This window comes from Azospirillum oryzae, from assembly GCF_900177515.1.
GTDB lineage: Bacteria > Pseudomonadota > Alphaproteobacteria > Azospirillales > Azospirillaceae > Azospirillum > Azospirillum oryzae_A.
On sequence record NZ_FXAK01000001.1, the window covers coordinates 326,942 to 347,142 of the forward strand.

At 68.7% G+C, this 20,201-nt stretch carries 19 protein-coding genes; 12 read left to right on the forward strand and 7 right to left on the reverse strand.

Annotated elements, in window-relative coordinates:
• Positions 1-33: 33 nt before the first annotated feature.
• The gene (locus B9N97_RS01560; protein WP_167393164.1) at positions 34-819 is read left to right on the forward strand and encodes an alpha/beta fold hydrolase; all 786 of its coding nucleotides are present in this window, start codon (positions 34-36) and stop codon (positions 817-819) included.
• A 93-nt stretch (positions 820-912) separates the two neighbouring features.
• On the opposite strand, the gene B9N97_RS01565 is transcribed toward B9N97_RS01560, so the two are convergent.
• Positions 913-1,290, reverse strand: a complete 378-nt coding sequence (locus tag B9N97_RS01565; protein WP_085082640.1) for a c-type cytochrome — start codon at positions 1,288-1,290, stop codon at positions 913-915.
• 304 nt (positions 1,291-1,594) lie between these two features.
• Between B9N97_RS01565 and B9N97_RS01570 the strand changes: the two genes are divergently transcribed.
• The 10 genes from B9N97_RS01570 to B9N97_RS01615 all read left to right on the forward strand — a co-directional run bounded on the left by B9N97_RS01570 (position 1,595) and on the right by B9N97_RS01615 (position 11,592).
• Positions 1,595-2,443 carry a LysR family transcriptional regulator gene (locus B9N97_RS01570; protein WP_167393165.1) on the forward strand — a complete coding sequence of 283 codons (849 nt, stop codon included), beginning with the start codon at positions 1,595-1,597 and terminating at the stop codon, positions 2,441-2,443.
• Between the two features lie 126 nt (positions 2,444-2,569).
• The gene (locus tag B9N97_RS01575) at positions 2,570-2,791 is read left to right on the forward strand and encodes a hypothetical protein (RefSeq protein WP_085082644.1); all 222 of its coding nucleotides are present in this window, start codon (positions 2,570-2,572) and stop codon (positions 2,789-2,791) included.
• Between the two features lie 77 nt (positions 2,792-2,868).
• The gene (locus B9N97_RS01580) at positions 2,869-3,837 is read left to right on the forward strand and encodes a LysR family transcriptional regulator (protein ID WP_085082646.1); all 969 of its coding nucleotides are present in this window, start codon (positions 2,869-2,871) and stop codon (positions 3,835-3,837) included.
• A 148-nt stretch (positions 3,838-3,985) separates the two neighbouring features.
• Positions 3,986-5,011, forward strand: coding sequence for a TRAP transporter substrate-binding protein (gene dctP, locus B9N97_RS01585; RefSeq protein ID WP_085082648.1), 1,026 nt, complete (start codon positions 3,986-3,988; stop codon positions 5,009-5,011).
• A gap of 14 nt (positions 5,012-5,025) precedes the next feature.
• On the forward strand, positions 5,026-5,601 hold the full coding sequence (locus B9N97_RS01590; RefSeq protein ID WP_085082650.1) for a TRAP transporter small permease: 576 nt from the start codon (positions 5,026-5,028) through the stop codon (positions 5,599-5,601).
• Positions 5,601-6,884: a TRAP transporter large permease gene (locus B9N97_RS01595; protein ID WP_085082652.1), complete on the forward strand. Its 1,284-nt coding sequence runs from the start codon at positions 5,601-5,603 to the stop codon at positions 6,882-6,884. The genes B9N97_RS01590 and B9N97_RS01595 overlap by 1 nt, the downstream gene beginning before the upstream one ends.
• Positions 6,885-6,964: 80 nt before the next feature.
• Positions 6,965-7,897, forward strand: a complete 933-nt coding sequence (locus tag B9N97_RS01600; RefSeq protein ID WP_085082654.1) for a hydroxymethylglutaryl-CoA lyase — start codon at positions 6,965-6,967, stop codon at positions 7,895-7,897.
• Entirely contained in the window at positions 7,890-9,116 is a 1,227-nt protein-coding gene (locus B9N97_RS01605; RefSeq protein WP_085082656.1) for a CaiB/BaiF CoA transferase family protein, read from the forward strand. Before B9N97_RS01600 ends, B9N97_RS01605 begins: the two co-directional genes overlap by 8 nt.
• A 55-nt stretch (positions 9,117-9,171) precedes the next feature.
• Positions 9,172-9,780 carry a gamma carbonic anhydrase family protein gene (locus B9N97_RS01610; RefSeq protein WP_143266312.1) on the forward strand — a complete coding sequence of 203 codons (609 nt, stop codon included), beginning with the start codon at positions 9,172-9,174 and terminating at the stop codon, positions 9,778-9,780.
• A 102-nt stretch (positions 9,781-9,882) separates the two neighbouring features.
• Positions 9,883-11,592 (forward strand): AMP-binding protein, encoded by a 1,710-nt coding sequence (locus B9N97_RS01615; protein ID WP_280174724.1) that lies wholly within the window; start codon positions 9,883-9,885, stop codon positions 11,590-11,592.
• A gap of 179 nt (positions 11,593-11,771) precedes the next feature.
• On the opposite strand, the gene B9N97_RS01620 is transcribed toward B9N97_RS01615, so the two are convergent.
• From B9N97_RS01620 to B9N97_RS01635, 4 genes are read right to left on the reverse strand one after another with little or no spacing between them, the layout of a single operon-like run.
• Positions 11,772-13,136 (reverse strand): aspartate aminotransferase family protein, encoded by a 1,365-nt coding sequence (locus tag B9N97_RS01620; RefSeq protein ID WP_085082660.1) that lies wholly within the window; start codon positions 13,134-13,136, stop codon positions 11,772-11,774.
• Positions 13,137-13,151: 15 nt separating this feature from the next.
• Positions 13,152-14,411: an NAD(P)/FAD-dependent oxidoreductase gene (locus tag B9N97_RS01625; RefSeq protein ID WP_085082662.1), complete on the reverse strand. Its 1,260-nt coding sequence runs from the start codon at positions 14,409-14,411 to the stop codon at positions 13,152-13,154.
• Entirely contained in the window at positions 14,408-15,238 is an 831-nt protein-coding gene (gene phnX, locus B9N97_RS01630; RefSeq protein ID WP_085082664.1) for a phosphonoacetaldehyde hydrolase, read from the reverse strand. Before phnX ends, B9N97_RS01625 begins: the two co-directional genes overlap by 4 nt.
• 30 nt (positions 15,239-15,268) lie before the next feature.
• Positions 15,269-16,387, reverse strand: coding sequence for a 2-aminoethylphosphonate--pyruvate transaminase (locus tag B9N97_RS01635; protein WP_085082666.1), 1,119 nt, complete (start codon positions 16,385-16,387; stop codon positions 15,269-15,271).
• A 99-nt stretch (positions 16,388-16,486) separates the two neighbouring features.
• Here B9N97_RS01635 and B9N97_RS01640 point away from each other — a divergent pair, with 99 nt between their 5' ends.
• On the forward strand, positions 16,487-17,455 hold the full coding sequence (locus B9N97_RS01640) for a LysR substrate-binding domain-containing protein (protein ID WP_085082668.1): 969 nt from the start codon (positions 16,487-16,489) through the stop codon (positions 17,453-17,455).
• Here B9N97_RS01640 and B9N97_RS01645 read toward each other — a convergent pair.
• Both B9N97_RS01645 and B9N97_RS01650 read right to left on the reverse strand, forming a co-directional pair.
• Complete coding sequence (locus tag B9N97_RS01645) at positions 17,373-19,097, reverse strand: putative 2-aminoethylphosphonate ABC transporter permease subunit (RefSeq protein ID WP_085082670.1); 1,725 nt, start codon at positions 19,095-19,097, stop codon at positions 17,373-17,375. The genes B9N97_RS01640 and B9N97_RS01645 overlap by 83 nt on opposite strands.
• Positions 19,094-20,191: a putative 2-aminoethylphosphonate ABC transporter ATP-binding protein gene (locus B9N97_RS01650; protein WP_085082672.1), complete on the reverse strand. Its 1,098-nt coding sequence runs from the start codon at positions 20,189-20,191 to the stop codon at positions 19,094-19,096. Before B9N97_RS01650 ends, B9N97_RS01645 begins: the two co-directional genes overlap by 4 nt.
• Positions 20,192-20,201: the final 10 nt, after the last annotated feature.

Consider the following 20,201-nt stretch of genomic DNA (forward strand, 5'->3'; position numbering starts at 1 on the left):
TCCGGCGCAACACCCATGTCATGGAGCTTGGCGATGTCCAAAAAGATCGAAACCACCGGGGCTGTCATCCACGCGCTGGACGAAGGGCGGGGAGAGACGGCACTGGTGTTCCTGCATTACTGGGGCGGGTCCGCCCGCACCTGGCGCCACGTCGTCGCACGGTTGAAGGATCGGGCGCGCTGCGTCAGTCTGGATCTGCGCGGTTGGGGCGGGTCCGTTGCCCTGGACGGGCGCTACGACCTGGACGCGATGGCCGGCGACGTGTCGGAGGTCATCGCGAAGATGGGGCTGGCCCGCTGCATTCTGGTCGGCCATTCCATGGGCGGCAAGGTTGCCCAGATCGTGGCCGCGAAGGGCGGCGGCGCACTTGCGGGGCTGGTCCTGATCGCCCCCTCGCCGCCGACCGGAATGCCGGTGCCGGCCGAGGTGCGCGAGGCGATGCTCGCCTCCTATCAGAGCGCGGGGGGCGTGAACGAAGCGCTGAAAATCCTCTGCCACCGTGACCTCCCGCAGGAGGACCGGCTGCAGGTGGTCGAGGATACGCTGCGGGGGGCGGCGGGCGCCAAGCGGGAATGGACGACGGCCGGCATGCTCGCCCGCCTCGACGGAATCTCGGACATCCGCATCCCGACGCTGATCGCGGTGGGCGATTGCGACCGTGTCGAGCGTGCGGACGGTCTTCGGGAGATCTACGGCGAAATCCTGCCCGCCGCAGAGTTCCGCATCCTCCCCGGCGTCGGCCACCTGTCGCCGCTGGAGGCCCCCGCCGCCGTCGCCGAAGCCTGTTCCGACCTGCTGTCGGCGGTCGCCGCCGGCTGATCCATCCGATCATCGGACGAACGCAAAAGGCACCGGACGCGATCCCGCCATGGGCCGCATCCGGTGCCTTCCGTCGATCGGGTCGACCCGACCTTACTTGGATTCGCTCGCCAGATAGGCGATCAAGTCGGCGCGCTTGGCGTCGTCCTTGATGCCGGCGAAGGCCATCTTGTTGCCGGGGACGGTCCCCTTCGGATCCTTCAGATACTCGCTCAGCTTCGCCTCGTCCCAGGTGATGCCGGAATCCTTCATCGGCGCCGAATAGCTGAAGCCGTCGTGGCTGCCCGCCTTGCGGCCGACGACGCCGTGCAGGTTGGGACCGACGCGGTTGGGGCCGCCGGCCTCGATCGTGTGGCAGGCCTTGCAAACGTTGAACACCGTCTTGCCCGCCGCGGCATCGCCGTCCGCGGCCTGGGCGGCAACGGTTCCACCGGAGATGAGAAGGACGGACGCCAACAGAATATTGCGCATGACGGACACAGCGGAACTCCCATTTCTCAACGTTGCCTCCGGATGTCCGGAGATGTCGGCCGGATTGCTTCCGGCTGGCGAAGCGGAGGCTACTGGTGGTCGGAAAAGCCAGAAAGCGAATTTAACCGATGGTTATTATCGACTTTCCCGATACCATTTCCTCCCATTAGGGGATCTGCCGGTGGCGGCTGCACCCAGCGGATGCGACGAATCGTCTCACACCGCCCGGTCGCGATCAAGCTGCCGATGCTTTAGGTCTGATCCGAAAGGACCGGCAGTCAGGTGAGGTGTCATGGATACGGAAATGGCGCGGACATTTCTGGAGGTCACGGCGGCGGGCAGCTTCATGGCGGCGGCCGACCGGCTCCACGTCACCCAATCGACGGTCAGCACGCGGATCCAGCAATTGGAACAGCAGCTTGGCTGCCGGCTGTTCGTGCGCAACAAGACCGGCGCCACGCTGACCACCGCCGGCCTGCGCTTCCAGCGCCATGCCGTCGCCATCCTCCGCCTGTGGGAGCAGGCGCGCCAGGAGGCAACCCTGCCCGCCGGCCACAAGGCGCTCCTGCGCATCGGCAGCGAGGCCGGCTTGTGGAACCGTCTTCTCTACCGCTGGATCCCCTGGATGCGGCGAAACGCCAACGAGATTGCGCTCCGCTGCGACGTCGGCCTGCCCAGCGGGCTGCTGCAGGGGCTTCAGGACGGGACGCTGGACGTCGCCGTCCTCTATTCGCCGCGCGCCCTGCCCGGCCTGTCGATCCGGCTTCTGATCGAGGAGGAACTGGTTCTCTTCCGGATGCCGGCGGTCGACGACTACTCGGAGGAGCCGTACGTCCACATCGACTGGGGCGACGATTTCCGCCGCAACGTGCGCCTGCACCGGCCAGACGACGTACAGTCGGCGCCGGTGTCGATCGGCGTCGGCACGCTGGGGCTCGATTACGTCAAGCAGTGCGGCGGCACCGGCCATTTCCCCCGGCAGCTGGTCCAGCCGCTGATCGACGCCGGCAAGGGCGAAATCCTGCCGGAAGCCCGCCCCTTGAGCCTTCCCATCTATGCCGCCTACCCGACCGACGCCGACGAGGCCATCATCGACCCGGCGCTCACCGGGCTGAAGACCATCCTGGCCGCCCCCGCAGAAGCCCGTGGTTGAATTGAAAAAGGCCGATATGAACCATTGGTTAATTTCGCTTTTTCCGATGCATGCCGCTGCCTAGGATCGGCGTCGCCGGGCTCTTGCCAGCCCGCGCACCCAACCACCGACAAGGGTTCCGATCCGATGACCATGCAGATGGCGCAGCCGGCGCTGCCGGCAGATGAAGACACCGCGGCCCCGGCGAATTCCAGCCGGCTCGAGTCCCCCTACATCGTGTTCCCGGCGCTCATCCTCCTGCTGATCATGCCGCTGGGGATCGTGTTCCACCCGGCCTGGCTAGCGACCCTGGCCGAAGTGGGCGTGGTGGTGATGTTCATCGCCATCTTCCGCATGATGCGCATGTGACCTGAGTATCCTTCGCCGTCCAACCCTCGGCCGATATTCCGCTTTGTCAGGCAGCGGGGCCTGTGGGACAAAGCCGCATGTCGATCAAGCTGGACTTCCGCCGCCTCCGCTATTTCGTCGCCGTCTGCGAACTCGGCAGCTTTTCCAAGGCCAGCGAGTTCCTGAACGTCGCGCAATCGGCGCTCAGCCAGCATGTGGCGACGCTGGAGGGCGATCTCGGCGTCCAGCTCCTGCTCCGCCAGCCGCGCGGCGTTAGCCGGACCGAGGCGGGCGACCGGCTGTTCGCCCATGCGCGCGGCGTGCTGCACGCGCTGGAGCAGGCGGAGTTGGATGTGCTGTCGCTGTCGCGGGCGGTGGTGGGGCCCGTGATGGTCGGCTTCAATTATACGGCGATGGAGGCCATCGGCCTGCCCTTCATCCGCCGCATCGCCTCCACCCTGACCGAGGTCAAGCTGCGCGTGATCGAAGCGCACAGCGAGATCATGCATCAATGGATGCTGTCCGGTCAGGCCGACCTCGCCCTCACCCTGGTGCCGCCCAACGACGACCGGCTGGAGGGCGTGCCGCTGCTGGACGAGGAGCTGGTCTGCCTCGGCACCCGCACCATGATCGGCGACGGCGGCCCCATCGATCTGGACGAGGTGCTGCGTCTGCCGCTGATCATGCCCGGCCGCACCGCCGTGCTGCAGGCGCTGGCCAGCGACGCCCAGGTTCGCAACGCCATCGCCGCCAAGGTCTATCTGGAGATCGAATCCGCTGTGCCGCTGAAACGGGCGGTCAGCGCCGGGCTGGGCGTGACGGTGCAGTCGGCCGCGCTCGCCGGCGACGAGATCGCCCGCGGCGAGCTGGTGGCGCGGCCGGTGGTGAACCCGTCGATGGGCCGCACGCTCTATCTGGTGTCCTCGCGCATGAAGACCGCCTCCCGCGCCGTGGTCGAGGCGCGGCGGCTGATGATCGACGTGGTGCGCGAGGCGCACGCAACCGGCCGCTGGCCCGGGCGGCCGCGCGACGCCCTTCTCTCAAGCAGCCATCTCGAAACCAGATAGCTCTCTTCTCTTCTTTATACTTTTACGACCTTCCCTCCCCGTGCTGTTCTGTTTCGCAGACGAACAATCCGTAAGCCGGCAGTTGACCGGCCCCGGCGCTCCAACCCCTTGGACCGCCGCAAGGAATCATCAGAGGGAGGTGCAGCACATGACGCCCACGAAGACGTCCAACCGTTTCAAAACCATGCTGGCCCTGCTCGCCACCGCATCCGCCACGGCTCTGTTGGCGATGCCGACGGGTGCGGAGGCCGCGACGCGGATGCGCTGCAGCCATCAGCTGCCGCCGGCCCACCACATCGCGAAGGTGGTCGAGCGCTGGGCGGCGGAGGTGAAGACGCTGTCGGACGGCGATCTCGACGTCCAGGTCTTCGGCTCCGACAGCTTGATCAAGGCCAACGAGAACATCCTGGCCGTCGCCAAGGGCGACATCGAATGCGCCTTCTCGCTGAATTTTCAGTGGGGCAAGACCCTGCCGCTGATGAACGTCACCGTCGGCCCCTACACCATGTCCTCCATCGAGGCGTGGAAGAAGTGGCCGACCTCCGAAGCGGCGGCCTTCCTTGAGGAGCGTCTGCTGAAGAAGGGCGTGAAGAACATCGTCTGGATGTTCCAGACCAACACCAGCGTCTTCACCTCCCAGGGCAAGCCGCTGCTCACGCCGGAGGATTTCAAGGGCCTGAAGATGCGCGGCCTCGGCCCGGCCTTCGACCGCGGTCTGAAGGCGATGGGCGCCACCCCGGTGGCGATCCCCGGCAGCGAGGTCTATCAGGCGCTGGCGACCGGCGTCATCGACGCCGCCATCACCGACGTCGCCGCCGCCTGGTCGCGCAAATACTACGAGGTGCAGGACCACATGACCGTGGTGCCGGTGCTGGCCGCCTATCTGCACGGCTACGTCAATCCCCGCTGGTACGACAAGCTGTCCGACAAGGACAAGGCCGCCCTGAAGAAGGCCGGCGAGGAGGCCGCCATCTGGGCGATCGAAGCCTCGCAGGAGGCCGCGGCCAACGCCCCGGCGGAGCTGGAATCGAAGGGCGTCAAGGTCCACATCGCGACGCCGGAGGAGAATGCCGCCTTCAAGGCCGCTATGGCGCCCGCCTTCGCCGAGGGCTTCGCGGATGAGACCGGCGCCGACGGCCGCAAGCTGCTGGAACTCGTCAACAAGCTCCAGTGAAAAGGGGACCGGCCATGAGCAGCATGTCCACCCCCGACGCCGTCACGCCTGACCGCGAAAAGGGCGCGTCCAACACCGCGCTCCGCCTGCTGACCGGCACCGCATCGGTCCTGTCGCGCATCGGTGGTGCGCTGAGCGTCCTGCTGATCGTCGTCGTGCTGGCCCTGACCACCGCGGGGGTCTTCGCCCGTTATGTCCTGGGCCGGCCGCTGGAAGGGGTCGACGAGGCTTGCGGCTTCATGGTCGTCGCCATGGTGATGGCCGGTGCGGCGGAGGCGCTGCGCACCGGCCACCACATCCGCATCGACCTGATCATGGGTCTGGTCGGTCCGCGCGGCCGGCGCTGGCTGGATGCGTGGGCCAATCTGGCGGTGCTGGTCTTCGCCGTGCTGCTGGCCCGCACCGGCTGGGAAACCGCGATGTTCTCCTACGACTTCGACGCCTTCTCGCCGGGCCAGCTGGAGCTGCCGATGTGGATCCCGCAGGCCACGCTTCCCATCGGCGCCGCCCTGCTGGGGATCGTCGCCTTCGCCAAGCTGCTCGCCGCGCTGGCGGGGGTCGAGGCGGATGAGAAGGGGGGAGGCCACTGATGACGTTCCTGATCCTTGGCCTGCTGCTGCTCCTGCTGTTCAGCGGCATGCCGATCTTCGCGGCGCTGTCCCTCACCTCGCTCGGCGTGCTGGCCCTGTTCGAGGGCAGCATCGACAGCATGGCCGACGCGGTGTTCTCCAGCCTGAACAACCCGCTGCTCGCCACCATCCCGATGTTCGCCTTCATGGCGCACATCATGATCAAGGCGAAGGTGGTCGACGACCTCTATGAGATGTCGAACACGCTGGTCGGCCACATCAAGGGCGGGCTCAGCTTCGCCACCATCCTGTCCTGCACCATCTTCTCGACCATTTCCGGCTCGTCGGTGGCGACGGCGCTGACCATCGGCTCGATCTCCATCCCACAGATGAAGCGCTTCGGCTACCGCCAGCGCGACACCTACGGGCTGATCGCCGCCGGCGGCACGCTGGGCATCCTGATCCCGCCGTCGGGGCCGATGATCCTCTACGCCATCGTCACCGACGCCTCGATCGGTGCCCTGTTCCTCGCAGGCATCATTCCGGGGCTGCTGATGGCGGTGCTGTTCGCCTGCTACAGCTGGCTGCAGGCCAAGCGGCAGGACGGTGTGCGGTCGCAGCCCTGGCCCGGCTTCGGCACCGTCGCCGCCGCCTTCCGCAAGTCGCTCTGGGCGGTGCTGATGCCGCCGCTGATCCTGGGCGGCATCTATCTCGGCGTCTTCACGCCGGGCGAGGCGGCGGCGGTCGGCGCGGTCTATGCGCTGGCGGTGGCGCTGCTGGTCTACCGCAACGTCTCGCTTGCCGACCTGCTGGACTGCGGCGTGCAGACCATGCGGACCAGCGTCATGCTGTTCATGATCATCGCCGCCGCCGGCATGTTCGGCCACGCCATCACCATCATCCGCCTGCCGGCCCAGATCATGGAGACGGTGACGGCGCTGGGGCTGTCGCAGGGCGGCTTCATCCTGGCGGTGATGCTGGCGATCTTCATCCTGGGCATGTTCCTGGAAACCATCGCCATCATCCTGATCACCACCCCGATCATCCTGCCGGTGATGACCGCGCTGGGCATCAACCCGATCTGGTACGGCGTGATGCTGATGATCAACCTGGAACTGGCGCTGATCACCCCGCCGGTTGGCATGAATTTGTTCGTCATCAAGGGCATCACCAGCTCCTCCCTGGCCGAGGTGACGCGCGGCGCCCTGCCCTATGTCCTGCTGATGATGGCCGGCCTCTTCATCATCTGGTTGGTCCCGTCCCTGTCGCTCTGGCTGCCGCAGGCCGCCGGCTTCGGCATCTGACCTAGTCTCTTCCAGCTTTTCGCTTCCCGTTTCCACCGGATGCGCCCCGTCCCGGCGCATCCGAACGGAGGACCCTTGCCATGACGAAAGACCCCGTGACCATCGTCGAGGTCGGCCTGCGCGACGGGCTCCAGATCCTCGACCGCGTCATGCCGACCGCCGACAAGCTGCGCTGGCTGGAGGCCGAACACCGCGCCGGCGTCCGCCGCTTCGAGGCCGCCTCCTTCGTCCCACCGAAGCTGCTGCCGCAGATGGCCGACGCCGCCGAGGTGGTGGCCGGCGCCCGCGCGTTGCCGGGCATCATCGTCCATACGCTGGCCCCCAACCTGAAGGGCGCCACGGCGGCGCTCGCCGCCGGTTCCGACGTCATCGTCCTGCCATTGTCGGCCAGCGAGGCGCACAGCCGCGCCAACATCCGCAAGACCCGCGAGGAGTCGGTGGAGGAGCTGGCCCGCGTCTGCCGCGCCCGTGATGAGGGCGGCCACAAGACCCGTATCGACGCCGGCCTCTCCACCGCCTTCGGCTGCACCATCCAGGGCGAGGTGCCGGAGGATGACGTGGTCCGTCTCGCCGAAGCCTGCCTGGAGGCCGGGGCCGACCGCGTGGCGCTGGCCGATACGGTCGGCTATGCCGATCCGGCGCAGGTCCGCCGCCTCTACAAGCGGGTGAAGGACATCGCCGGCGACCGGCTGCAGAGCGCCCATTTCCACGACACCCGCGGCCTCGGCCTCGCCAACTGCCTCGCCGTGTTGGACATCGGCATCCGCGAGTTCGACTCCTCGCTCGGCGGGCTGGGCGGCTGCCCGCACGCCCCCGGCGCCAGCGGCAACGTCGCGACCGAGGATCTGGTCTTCATGCTGGAGGCGATGGGCTTCGACACCGGCATCGACCTCGACGCCCTGATCGAGGCGCAGCGCCTGCTCGCCACCCTTCTTCCCGGCCAGACGCTGCACGGCAAGATCGCCGCCGCCGGCCTGCCGAAGCACTTTAACCGGAGCCCCGTCCATGCCTGACAGCAATCCTGTCCTGCCGCTTTCCGGCATCCGCGTCGTCGAATTCTCCCACATGGTGATGGGGCCGACCTGCGGCATGATCCTGGGCGATCTCGGCGCCGACGTCATCAAGGTGGAGCCGGTGACCGGCGACAAGACGCGAGCCCTGCCGGGGGCCGCCGCCGGCTTCTTCCGCACCTTCAACCGCAACAAGACGTCGCTGGCCGTCGACCTGAACAGTCCCGACGGGCTGGCCGCCGTCCACAAGCTGGTCGACACCGCCGACGTGGTGCTGGAGAATTTCCGCCCCGGCCTGATGGCGAAATACGGCCTGGACTATGCCAGCCTGTCCGCGCGCAACCCGCGCATCATCAACCTGTCGCTGAAGGGCTTCCTGCCCGGCCCCTATGAAAAGCGCACGGCGCTGGACGAGGTGGTGCAGATGATGGCCGGGCTGGCCTACATGACCGGCCCGACCGGGCGGCCGCTGCGCGCCGGCAGCTCGGTCAACGACATCATGGGCGGCATGTTCGGCGTGATCGGCATCATGGCGGCGCTGCGTACCCGCGAGACCACCGGCCGCGGCCAGGACATCCAGTCCGGCCTCTATGAGACCTGCGTGCTGCTGTCGGCCCAGCACATGCAGCAGTTCGCCGTCACCGGCGAGGCACCGCCCCCCTTCCCGGAGCGCATCGCCGCCTTCAGCATCTACGACACCTTCGAGGTCAAGGACGGCGAGCAGATCTTCCTGGGCGCGGTCAGCGACGTGCAGTGGCGGACCTTCTGCACCGCCTTCGGCTTCGACGACCTGCTGGCCGATCCCAGGCTGGACGGCAACACCAAGCGCTGCCAGGCCCGCGACTGGATGCTGCCGGAGATCCGCCGCCGGCTGGCCGCCTACAGCAAGGCCGAGATCGCCGATCTGTTCGAGCGTAACGGGCTGCCCTACGCCCCGATCAACCGGCCGGAGGAGCTGTTCGACGACCCCCACCTGAACCAGAGCGGCGGCCTCGCCCCCATCACCACCGAAACCGGCGGGGAGACCCGCGTCCCGCTTCTGCCGCTGACGCTGGACGGCCGCAGGCTGGAACCGCGCATGGCGCTGCCGCCGGTGGGTGCGCAGAGCGCGACGCTGCTGGCCGAACTGGGCTACACTGCGGACGACATCGACCGGCTGCTCGCCGCCGGGGTGGTCGCCGTTCCGACGACGGAGAAGGAGACGGAACGGCTGGCCTCCTGACCGGCGGCCTCCTGACCGACGGAAAGTCGCGGCAGGACCAACAAGGACAACAACAATGACCACCGAGAGCGCAACCGAGACCATTTTCGAAACCGGGCAGGCCCTGCTCGCCCGCCACCCCGGCGCCATCATCCAGCCCGTCCGGGGCGTGTGGCCGCGCATCGCCGCCGACGCCTTCATCGCCCCCGGCGCGGTGGTGGTCGGCGACGTCACCATCGGGGCGGAGGCCAGCGTCTGGTACGGCTGCGTCCTGCGCGGCGACGACCACAGCATCACGGTGGGGCCGCGCACCAACATCCAGGACGGCACCATCGTCCACGTCATGTTGAACGACTATCCCACCATCATCGGCGCCGACGTGGTGATCGGCCATGGCGTGCGGATGCATGGCTGCACGCTGGAGGACGGCTGCCTGATCGGCATCGGCTCCATCGTGCTGGACGGGGCGGTGGTGGAAAGCGGCGCCATGCTGGCGGCCGGCGCGGTGCTGACCCCGCGCAAGCGCGTCCCCGCCCGCCAGCTCTGGGCCGGCAGCCCGGCCAAGCATCTGCGCGACGTCACCGACGCGGAGGTGGAGTTCATCGCCTTCGACGTCCGCCACTATGCTGGCCTCGCGCGGGAGGCATCGGGCCGCGGGCAACCCGATCTCGGCGCGGAAATTTAACCGGGAGGGGTATCGACAATACGGGTCGGTATGGGTTCAGTACCGGAATGCGCAGCCATCCCAACTGCTGCGCCCAAGAACGAATTCCGGAGGAGCGCTGCCTTGCATACCGACACCCTGCCGCTGACCCAGAGCTATGTTCACGGGGCGAGCCGGACCCCGCTGCTTGGTGAGACCATCGGCACCCATCTCGACCGCATGGCGTCGCTGTCGCCCGACCGGCCGGCCCTGATCGTCCGCCACCAGGGCGTCCGCTGGACCTATGCGGAGTTCAAGCACAGGGTCGATCAGGTGGCGGCGGGGCTGGTCGGGCTGGGGTTGAAGCCGGGCGAGCGCATCGGCATCTGGTCGCAGAACAGCGCCGAATGGGTGGTGACCCAGTTCGCCACCGCCAAGGCCGGCCTGATCCTGGTCAACATCAACCCGGCCTACCGCCTGCACGAGCTGGAATACGCCATCAACAAGGTCGGCTGCGCCGCGCTGATCCTGTCGCCGTCCTTCAAGTCCAGCGACTATCTCGGCATGATGGCCAAGCTGGCGCCGGAACTGGACGGGGCATCCGCCGACAAGCCCCTGTCGCTGCAGCGGCTGCCGACCCTGCGCCACCTGATCCGGCTGGGGGCGGAGAAGACGCCGGGCATGCTGAATTTCGACGACCTGCCGGCGCTGGCCCGCCCGGCCGACGTGGCGGAGCTGGGGCGGCTGGCCGGCATCCTGCAATTCGACGATCCCGTGAACATCCAGTTCACCAGCGGCACCACCGGCAGCCCCAAGGGCGCCACCCTGACCCACCACAACATCCTGAACAACGGCTTCTTCGTCGGCGAGGCGATGCGCCTGACGGAAGAGGACCGGCTGTGCATCCCGGTGCCCTTCTACCATTGCTTCGGCATGGTTCTGGGCAACCTCGCCTGCGTCACCCACCGCGCCTGCATGGTGATTCCGGGCGAGGGCTTCGACCCCGTCGCCGTGCTGTCCGCTGTACAGGAGGAGCGCTGCACCGGCCTGCATGGCGTGCCGACCATGTTCATCGCCCTGCTCGACCACCCCGATTTCGGCAAATACGACCTGTCGAGCCTGCGAACCGGCATCATGGCCGGCTCCCCCTGCCCGATCGAGGTGATGAAGCGCGTGGTCTCCGAGATGAACCAGCGCGAGATCACCATCGCCTACGGTATGACCGAAACCAGCCCGGTCAGCTTCCAAAGCTCCACCGACGACCCGCTGGAACGGCGCGTCTCCACCGTCGGGCGCATCCAGCCGCATCTTGAGGTGAAGATCGTCGACGCCGAGGGCCGCATCGTCCCGCCGGGCACGCCGGGAGAGCTGCTGACCCGCGGCTATTCGGTGATGCGCGGCTATTGGGGCGACGATGAGCAGACGGCGCGGGCCATCGACGCGGCCGGCTGGATGCACACCGGCGACCTCGCCACCATCGATGCCGAGGGCTATTGCAACATCGTCGGCCGGTTGAAGGACATGGTGATCCGCGGCGGCGAGAACATCTACCCGCGTGAGGTGGAGGAATTCCTCTACACCCACCCCGACATCGCCGACGTGCAGGTGTTCGGCGTTCCCGACCAGCAGTATGGCGAACAGCTCTGCGCCTGGATCCGGCCGAAGCCGGGGACGGCGCTGACCGAAAAGCAGGTGACCGCCTTCTGCCAGGGCGCCATCGCCCACTACAAGATCCCGAAATATATCCGCTTCGTCGAAGACTTCCCGATGACGGTGACCGGCAAGATCCAGAAATTCGTCATGCGCCAGACCATGATCGAGGAGCTGAACCTCTCCCAGGACGGCACCGCGTAACCGTGTCGCCGGCCGCCGCTTGCTGGGTGGGGCCATCGACGGCCCCCTGACCCAGCTGGGCGGCGCAGCACCACGCCTGTCTCGGCGCGTGAAGACCGGGATAGGTGGCGCGGCAGGCCGTAGACCTCCGCCAGCCCTATGGTGATTGCCTAAGCTCCTGAAAATTTACGAAAGCATCATCAGGCGGATGCGATCGCCCGGGCGACGATTGCCAGCGCCCGCTCCAGATCGGCTTTGGCGATGGTCAGGGGTGGGGACAAGGTCAGCACGGTTCCTTGCGAAATCTTCAGGCTGACACCGCCGTCCAACGCTGCGTAAAAAGCCGACTCCGCCCGATCCGTACCACTTCGGCCGCCGTGATCGGCCAGTTCGACTCCGATCAGCAGCCCGGCGCCCCGGATGTCGGCGATGCCCGGCAGCGCCGCCGTCAGTTCGCGCAGGCGATCCAGCGCATGGATGCCCAAAGTTGCGGCGTGGTCGGCCAGCCCTTCGTCCCGGATGATGTCCAGGGTGGTCAGGCCGGCGCGGGCGAGCAGCGGGTTCTTCTCGTGGGTATAGTGGCCGAGCGCACGGTCGGCGGCCACGTCCAGTCCGGGGCGGGCGATCACCGCGGCCAGCGGCAGCATGGCGCCGCCCAACGCCTTGCCCAGCACAAGGATATCCGGCTGCGCGCCGAACGGCTCATGGCTGAACAGGCTGCCTGTCTTGCCGAGGCCGGTCGGGATCTCGTCGAAGATCAGGAGGGCACCGGCCTCGTCGCAGGCCCGCCGCACCTCCGCCCAGAAGCCGGGTGGCGGCACATAGGGGACGGCGCGCACCGGTTCCGCCACCACGGCGGCGACGTCGCCCTCCTTTTCCAGCACGTAGCGCAGCATCCGCGCGCAGGTCATCCGGCAGTTGTCCAGCTCGGGACCGCCACCGGGTGCCGGGTCGAAGCCGTAGGGACAGCGGGCACAGGCAAAGGGCGCCACATGCTCCGTCCCGGCCAGCAGCGGTCCGATCCCGTGGGAGCGGAACAGCGCCTCTCCACCGACGCCGGAGGCACCGAAGCCGGCGCCGTGGAAGGCGTCCCAGAAAGAGACGGTCTTGAAACGGCCGGTGGCGACGCGGGCCAGCTTCAGCGCGATCTCGATCCCCTCCGACCCGCCGGGCGCGAACAGCACGCGGCTGCCGGGCCCGGTCGGAGCGATCGCGGCCAGCCGCTCCGCCAGCTCCGCCGCCGGTTCGCAGGCGAAGCGGCGCGGGGCGAAGGACAGCTCGTCCATCTGCGCCTTCAGCGCCGCCACCAGCCGCGGGTGGGCGTAGCCGATGTGATGGACGCTGTTGCCGTGGAAATCCATGAACCGGCGGCCGTCCATGTCCTCGATCCAGATGCCCTCCGCCTTGCGGATCGCCGACAGGCAGGGGGTGGACAGGGACTGCCTCAGGAAGGCGGCGGCATCGCGCTCCACCAGCGCGCGGGATTTGGGGCCGAGCGCGTCCGCCATCCAGCGCTCGCGCCGCGCACCGAGGTTGATGTCGCCTTCGGAACGGTCGGGTTGCATCGGATCATTCTTCCATCAGCCGGAGGTTTTACCGGAGCGTGTCGCGGCACAGGCGTCGCGCAACGCCGGGGCCAAGGGGTCGACGGCACCAAGCCGTCCGGGCGCGAACCGGGACATCTCAACCGGAACCGGCATGCCCAGGACGGCTGCCGCCACGGCTTGGCCGATGCCTCCCGACGCGGCAATGCCGGCACCGCAGCAGCCGGTCGCCATGAAAAGCCCCTCCACCTCCGGAGCTGGTCCCAGTACGAACCGGCCGTCGGCGGTGTAGGTGGACAGGCCGGAGACATAGTGGGCGATGCCGGCCCGGAGCAGCGGAGGACAAAGACGCGCCAGCCCCCGCCAGCCTTCCTCCAGTGTCTCCAGCCCGCCGTCGGAATCGCCGAGATCGAGTCCGGCCGTGTCGACGGGAAGCCGCGCCGGGTCGAGCGCGACGGACCGGCGTCCGCGCAGTCCAAACAGCAGCGCCCCCAGTTCCGGCCGGGCATAGGCGCCAGCATCGGGCATGACCAGCACCGGCAGGTCGCGGGGAAACAGGTCGGGGCGTGGTTCGGTGATCCAATATTGGCTGCGCACCGGGGCCTGCGGCAGACCGACCCCGGCCGACCAGGCCAGCCCGGCCGCCCAGGCGCCGGCCGCATTCACCACCAGCGGTGCGGCGATGAAGCCTTGCCCGGTCTCCAGTCCGGTGACGCGGCCATGCTCCACCCGGATCGCCTGCACCGACAGGCCGATGCTGATCCGGATACCGGCGCGGCGGGCCGACCGGCGGTAGGCGTCGGCCAGCCGCACCGGGTCGATGAAGCCGTCCAGCGGCATGAAGGCCGCGCGTTCCACGGCCTCCGCCGACAGGCAGGGGGCGAGGCGGGCCGCCCCCTCCCCGTCCAGCCACTCCACCGGATCGGCGCTGTCGCCGACCAGGGTGCGCAGGGACTCGACACGTGCGGCGCTGGCGGCGACATGCAGGGTGCCGACCCGGCGCAGGCCGAGATCCTCCTCCAGCTCTTCTTCCAGAGCCTCGATCGCGGCATAGGTGTCCCGCACCAGCGCCGCCGTTGCCGCATCGCCGCGGGCGCGGGTCAGCAGGGCGGCGGCCCGTGCCGTGGCCTGGGTCGAGGGCGGATGGCGGTCGACCACCAGGACCGACCTGCCGCCGCCGGATCCCAGCGCCTGCCCGAGCGCCCAGGCGACCGCCAGTCCCAGGATGCCGGCCCCGACCACGACGATGTCGGCGCTGTCGACGACGGCGGGGTTGGCAGCCCGATTTGCGGTCACGGCTTCTCGCCGCGCGCCAGTCGCGCCTCGATGGCGTCGAGCAGCGGCAGCGCCTCGGCCAGCGACCGCACCACGTAATGGGCGCCGGCCCGCGCCAGCCGGTCGGAGGCCGCCGCATGCAGCGCGTCGCGCCGGTCCGGCGCCAGGGCCTGCCAGTCGGCGAGCGGCAGACCGACCTCGTTCCCGGTATCGGCGACCGCGATGGTCCACATGCCGGCGTTCAGACCCTCTTCGACATCGACGACGGTATCGCCGATCTTCACGCAGGCCTCCACCGGCGAGATGGACAGCTCGACCACGCAGCGCAACGCCATCGCCGGGCCGGGGCGCCCGGCCGGCGTCTCTCCCGCGCAGACGGTGATGTCGGGTTCATAGCCCTGCGCCGCCGCCACGCGCTGCACCACGTCCATCACCGGACGGGGATAGCCGGTGGTCGAGCCGATCTTCAGCCCGCGCGCCCGCATGGCCGCGACCGTCTCCGCCGCCCCGGGGATCAGGTCGGAATGCTGCGCCACCACCTCCACCTGAAGCGGCAGGAAGGTTTCATAGAGACGGTCGACATCGGCGTCGGTCGGGGCGGCGCCATGGACGGCGATCCAGGCGTCGGCCACCGGCGCCATCCGGGTGATCGCCTGGATGTGGTGCCATTTGGCCATGCCCATGGGCGCGCGGGCCTGATCCAGCGTGATGGTGACGCCGGAGCGGCGGAAGGCCTCCATGAAGGCGCCCGCCGGGGCGAGGCAGCCATGGTCCACCGTGGTCCCGGCCCAGTCGAGGATGACGGCCTGAAGCGGCCCGGTGTAGCGGCGCGAATAGACGAAGCTCATCGGATCTGGCTTTCGAACGGAATGGTGGAGTCAGGGGGCGCCGGAGGCGACGCCCATCTCGGACAGGGTGGCGCGGATGGCGGCGATGGCGGCAGTCATCTCTTCCGCTCCCAGCCGGCCGATGCAGCCGATGCGGAAGCTGTCGGCCACCGTCAGCTTGCCCGGATAGATGACGAAGCCGCGCTCGCGCAGCCGGTCGTAGAAGTCGGCGAAGACGAAGGCCGCATCGGCCGGCATGCGGAAGGTGACGATGATCGGTGCCTGGAGGTGGTCTGGCAGCAGCGTCTCGAAGCCCAGCGCCCGCATGCCTTCGATCAGGATGGCGGCGTTGGCGCGATAGCGGGCGCCGCGGCCCTCGACGCCGCCTTCCGCCTCATGCTCGTCCAGCGCCTGGGCGAAGGCCGCGACCACATGGGTGGGCGGGGTGAAGCGCCATTGCGCGTTCGCCTCGAAGCCGCGCCACTGGTCGTGCAGGTCGAGCGACAGGGAGTGGGCATTGCCCTTGGCAGTTTCCAGCGCATCGCGACGGACGATGACGAAGCCCATGCCCGGCACCCCTTCCAGGCATTTGTTGGAGGATGCGGCGACCGCGACGGCACCCAAAGCCACCATGTCCAGCGGAAGCGCGCCGAACGCGCTCATGGCGTCGATCAGCAGGGCACGGCCGCGGGACCGGACAACTTCGGCCACCGCTTCGATCGGGTTGAGGATGCCGGAGGTGGTTTCGCACTGGACCACCGCGACATGGGTGATCGACGGATCGGCATCCAGCGCCTCGGCCAGCGCGGCGGGCGACACCGGCAGGTCCTCCGCCGTTTCCAGCGCGGTGACCGACCGGCCGGCCACTTCGGCGATGCGGACCATGCGGGTGCCGTAGGCGCCGTTGATCAGCACCAGCAGCCGGCCGGCGCGCGGCACCAGCGTGCCGATCATCGCCTCCACCGCGAAGGTGCCGGAGCCCTGGACCGGCACCGCGACATAGCGCCCGGCACTGCCGCCGGCCAGCCGCACCAGCCGGTCGCGGATGGCGGCGTTGAGCGCGATGAATCGGCCGTCCCGCGATCCCCAGTCGCGCAGCATCGCCTGCTTGACGGTGGTGGAGGTGGTCAGCGGGCCCGGGGTCAAAAGATAGGGCACAGGATCGGACATGGGAAAATCCCGAAGGAAAGGAGCCGTGACGGACGGAATGGCCCCATGACGCCGGTTCGCCTATTATAAAGCCAATCCATTCGACCTATGGGTCCATAGATGAAATCAATGAACTTCGCCCAGCTTCGCGCCTTCCACGCGGTGGCGACGGAGGGGGGATTCACCAAGGCCGCCCGCCTGCTGAACGTGACGCAGCCGACCTGTTCGCAGGAGGTGAAGGCGCTGGAGGAGACCTATGGCGTCACCCTGTTCGACCGCGGCAACCGTCAGGTGGCGCTGACCGAGGTCGGCACGGCCCTGTTCGCCGTCACCCGCCGCCTGTTCGCGGCGGAGCAGGAGGCGATGGAACTGCTGGCCGGGGTCCGGCATCTCGATGGCGGGACGCTGGCGGTCGGGGCGGACGGGCCGTTCCACGCGGTGCCACTGATCGCCCGCTTCACCCGCGCCCATCCGGGACCGACGGTGACGCTGGCGGTCGGCAATTCGCGGACCATGCTGGAAGGCCTGATGGAGACCCGCATCGACGTGGCGGTGCTTGCCGACGTGCCGGGAGATTCGCGGCTCTATGTGCTGCCGCTGCGGCGCGATCCCGTGCGGGCACTGGTGCCGAAGGCGCATCCGCTGGCACGGCGCCGGGCTGTGGCGCTGAGCGATCTGGCGGCCGAGCGGCTGGTGCTGCGCGAGCCGGGATCGATGACCCGCCGGCTGGTGGAGCGGGCGCTGGCGGCGGCGGAGGTCACGCCCGCCGCCATCATCGAGATTCAAAGCCGCGAGGCGGTGGTGGAAGCGGTGGCGGCGGGCCTTGGCATAGGATTCACGTCAGCCGCCGAGTTCACCGGCGACGGGCGGCTGGTGCTGTTGCCGATCGCCGGGGCCGAGATCGAGATGGACGAATATGTGGTCTGCCTGCGCGAGCGCCGCCGGCTGGCGGTGGTGCGGGCGTTTTTGGATCTGGCGCGGGAGGTAGCGACCGAGGCCGGCGGACTCAGCGGTGCCGCCATGCCTGGGTCCGTGCCTGCAGCACCCGCGACAGCAGGGCATGCAGCGCCCGCACCACGGCGGAGGTGAGGACGATCATCATCGCCATGGCGGCGGCCCCCGCCACCTCGCCGGCGTCGTCCATGTTCAGCACGGCGACCGACGCCGGCTTGGTCTCGGGAGCGTAGAGGAAGACCACCGCCGACACGGTGGTCATGGCGTTGACGAAGAAATAGATGGCGATGTCGAGGATGGCCGGCAGACAGAGCGGCACCGTCACCCGCAGGAAGGTGGTCCACACCGGAACCTTCAGGCTGGCCGACACCGCCTCGAACTCGGCATCCAACTGCTTGAGGGCGGTGACGGCGGTCAGGTGGCTGACGGTGTAGAAATGCGCGACCGTCGCCAGCACCAGGATCGCCATGCCGTGATAGAGCCAGCCCAACGGATTCCACGGGGCGTTGAAGAAGAAGATGTAGGCGAGGCCCAGCACCATCCCCGGCACCGCCAGCGGCAGGATCGCCAGCAACCGCACCGCTCCCTTCATCGCGGCGCGTCCCGGCGCCCGCTCCACCAGCCAGGCGCCGGCGAAGACGATGGCGGTGCCGGCCAGCGCGGTCCAGAAGGCCAGGGTCAGGCTGTTGGCATAGCTGCTCCAGCCCGCGGCATCGAACTCGGCGAAATCGTAATTCGCCAGCGTCGGCGTCAGGTTGTAGGGCCAGAAGGTGACGATGGAGGCGAAGCCCGCCACCCCCAGCAGCCCCAGCAGCAGACCGCCCACCAGCGCGCAGAACAGGAAGGCCAGCCGGTCGCCGACCGGGTTCTCCCGGGGCTGGAACGGCACCGAGCGGGCGGACAGCAACGCCATCTGCCGGCGCTGCCAGAACCAGTCGGCGGCGAAGGCCAACACCGCCGGCACCAGCAGGACGATGCCGACCACCGCCCCCATGCCGAAATTCTGCAGGCCCACCACCTGCTTGTAGACCTCGGTCGCCAGCATGTTGGTGGAGCCGCCGATCACCTTGGGCACGCCGAAATCGGTGACCACCAGCGTGAACACCACGAAAACGGCGGAGATCAGGCCATAGCGCACGCCGGGCAGGGTGATGGTGACGAAGCGCTTCCAGGCGCCGGCCCCCAGCGCCTCCGCCGCCTCGTAGAGCCGGGCGTCGGAGGTCGACAGCGCCACGGTCAGGATCATCACCGCATGCGGGAAGGTATAGAAGACCTCGCCCATCACGATGCCGATGGGGCCATAGATGCTTTCCCCCATCAGCAGGCCGCGCAGGATGCCCTTGTTGCCGAACAGATAGACCAGCGCGATGGCCGGCAGCAGCGACGGCGCCAGCAGCGGGATCTGCGCCAGCAGCCGGAACAGTCCCTTGCCGGCCATCCGGGTCCGGGTCAGGCAGAAGGCGTAGAGGAAGGCCAGCGCCACCGTGATGACCGTGGTCAGCAGCGACAGCGAAAGGCTGTTGACCACCGACCGCACCAGCGTCGGCGCCTCCAGAAAGGCGGTGAAGTTGGCAAGCCCGACGAAGGCGCCGTCGCGATCATAGACGCTGCGCAGGAACAGCGTGCAGAGCGGCAGCAGGACGAACAGCGCCAGGAACAGGGCGATCCCGCCCATCCCCAACCCGAACAGCCAACGTTCGCCCGGCTCCACCGGGCGGCCGGATTGGCGAATGGTGAAGAAGGCGGACTTCGCCGCCTCTGCCTTGAAGAGGCTCATCGCACCGCCTCGAACACGCGAAGCCGCTCGCGCGGTAGGGTCACCGCCAGCCGGCGGCCGGACTCCAGAGACAGGTCGCGCACCAGATTGGCCGACAGATCGGCGGTGACGCGGGCGTCGCCCAACCCGTCGGCAGCCAGCCGGGCGCGATGGAAGGGGCCGAGGAACTCCAGGCTTTCGATCACCGTCTCCAGCGTGTTGGCGCCGCCGGCCGCGCGCACCTGCACGTCCTCCGGCCGCAGACAGACGGTGACGGCGGCGCCGGGAGCGGCGGCAGACACATGGTCGCCGCCATACTCGAAGTCATGGTCGCCCAGCCGCACCCGCCCCGGCGCCTTCAGCATGCCGGGCAGAAAATTCATCGCTCCGACGAAATCGGCGACGAAGGGGCTGGCCGGCCGGCGATAAACCTCGTCGGGGGCGCCGACCTGCTCGATGACGCCGTTGTTCATCACCACGATGCGGTCGGCCATGGTCAGCGCCTCTTCCTGGTCGTGGGTGACCATGATGGTGGTGATGCCCAGCCGGCGGTGCAGGTCACGGATCTGCCGGCGCAGATGCAGCCGAACCCGTGCGTCCAGCGCCGACAGCGGCTCGTCCAGCAGAAGCAGGCCGGGGGACGGCGCCAGCGCCCGGGCCAGCGCCACCCGCTGCTGCTGGCCGCCGGAAAGCTGCGCCGGGTATTTCGGGCCGGCGTCGGGCAGGCCGACCAGCGCCAGCAGTTCCTCCACCCGCGCCCGCTCGGCGGCCCGACCCAGCTTCAGGCCATAGGCGACGTTCCTGTGCACGGTCAGGTTGGGAAAAAGCGCGTAGGATTGGAAAACGATGCCGTAATCGCGCGCCGACGGCGGCAGGCGCGACACGTCGCGGTCGCCCAGCCACACCGTCCCGCCGCTCTGCGGGTCCAGCCCGGCGATCACCCGCAACAGCGTGGTCTTGCCGCAGCCGGACGGCCCGAGGAAGCAGACGAACTCGCCGCGCCGGATGTCGAGCGACACGCCCTTCAGCGCGGTGAAGGTCCCGAAGGACTTGACGATGGACTCCAGGCGGAGATGGGGCGCGGCGGCCGGAGCGGCGGTTGTCTGGACGGTCATCGGCAGTGTG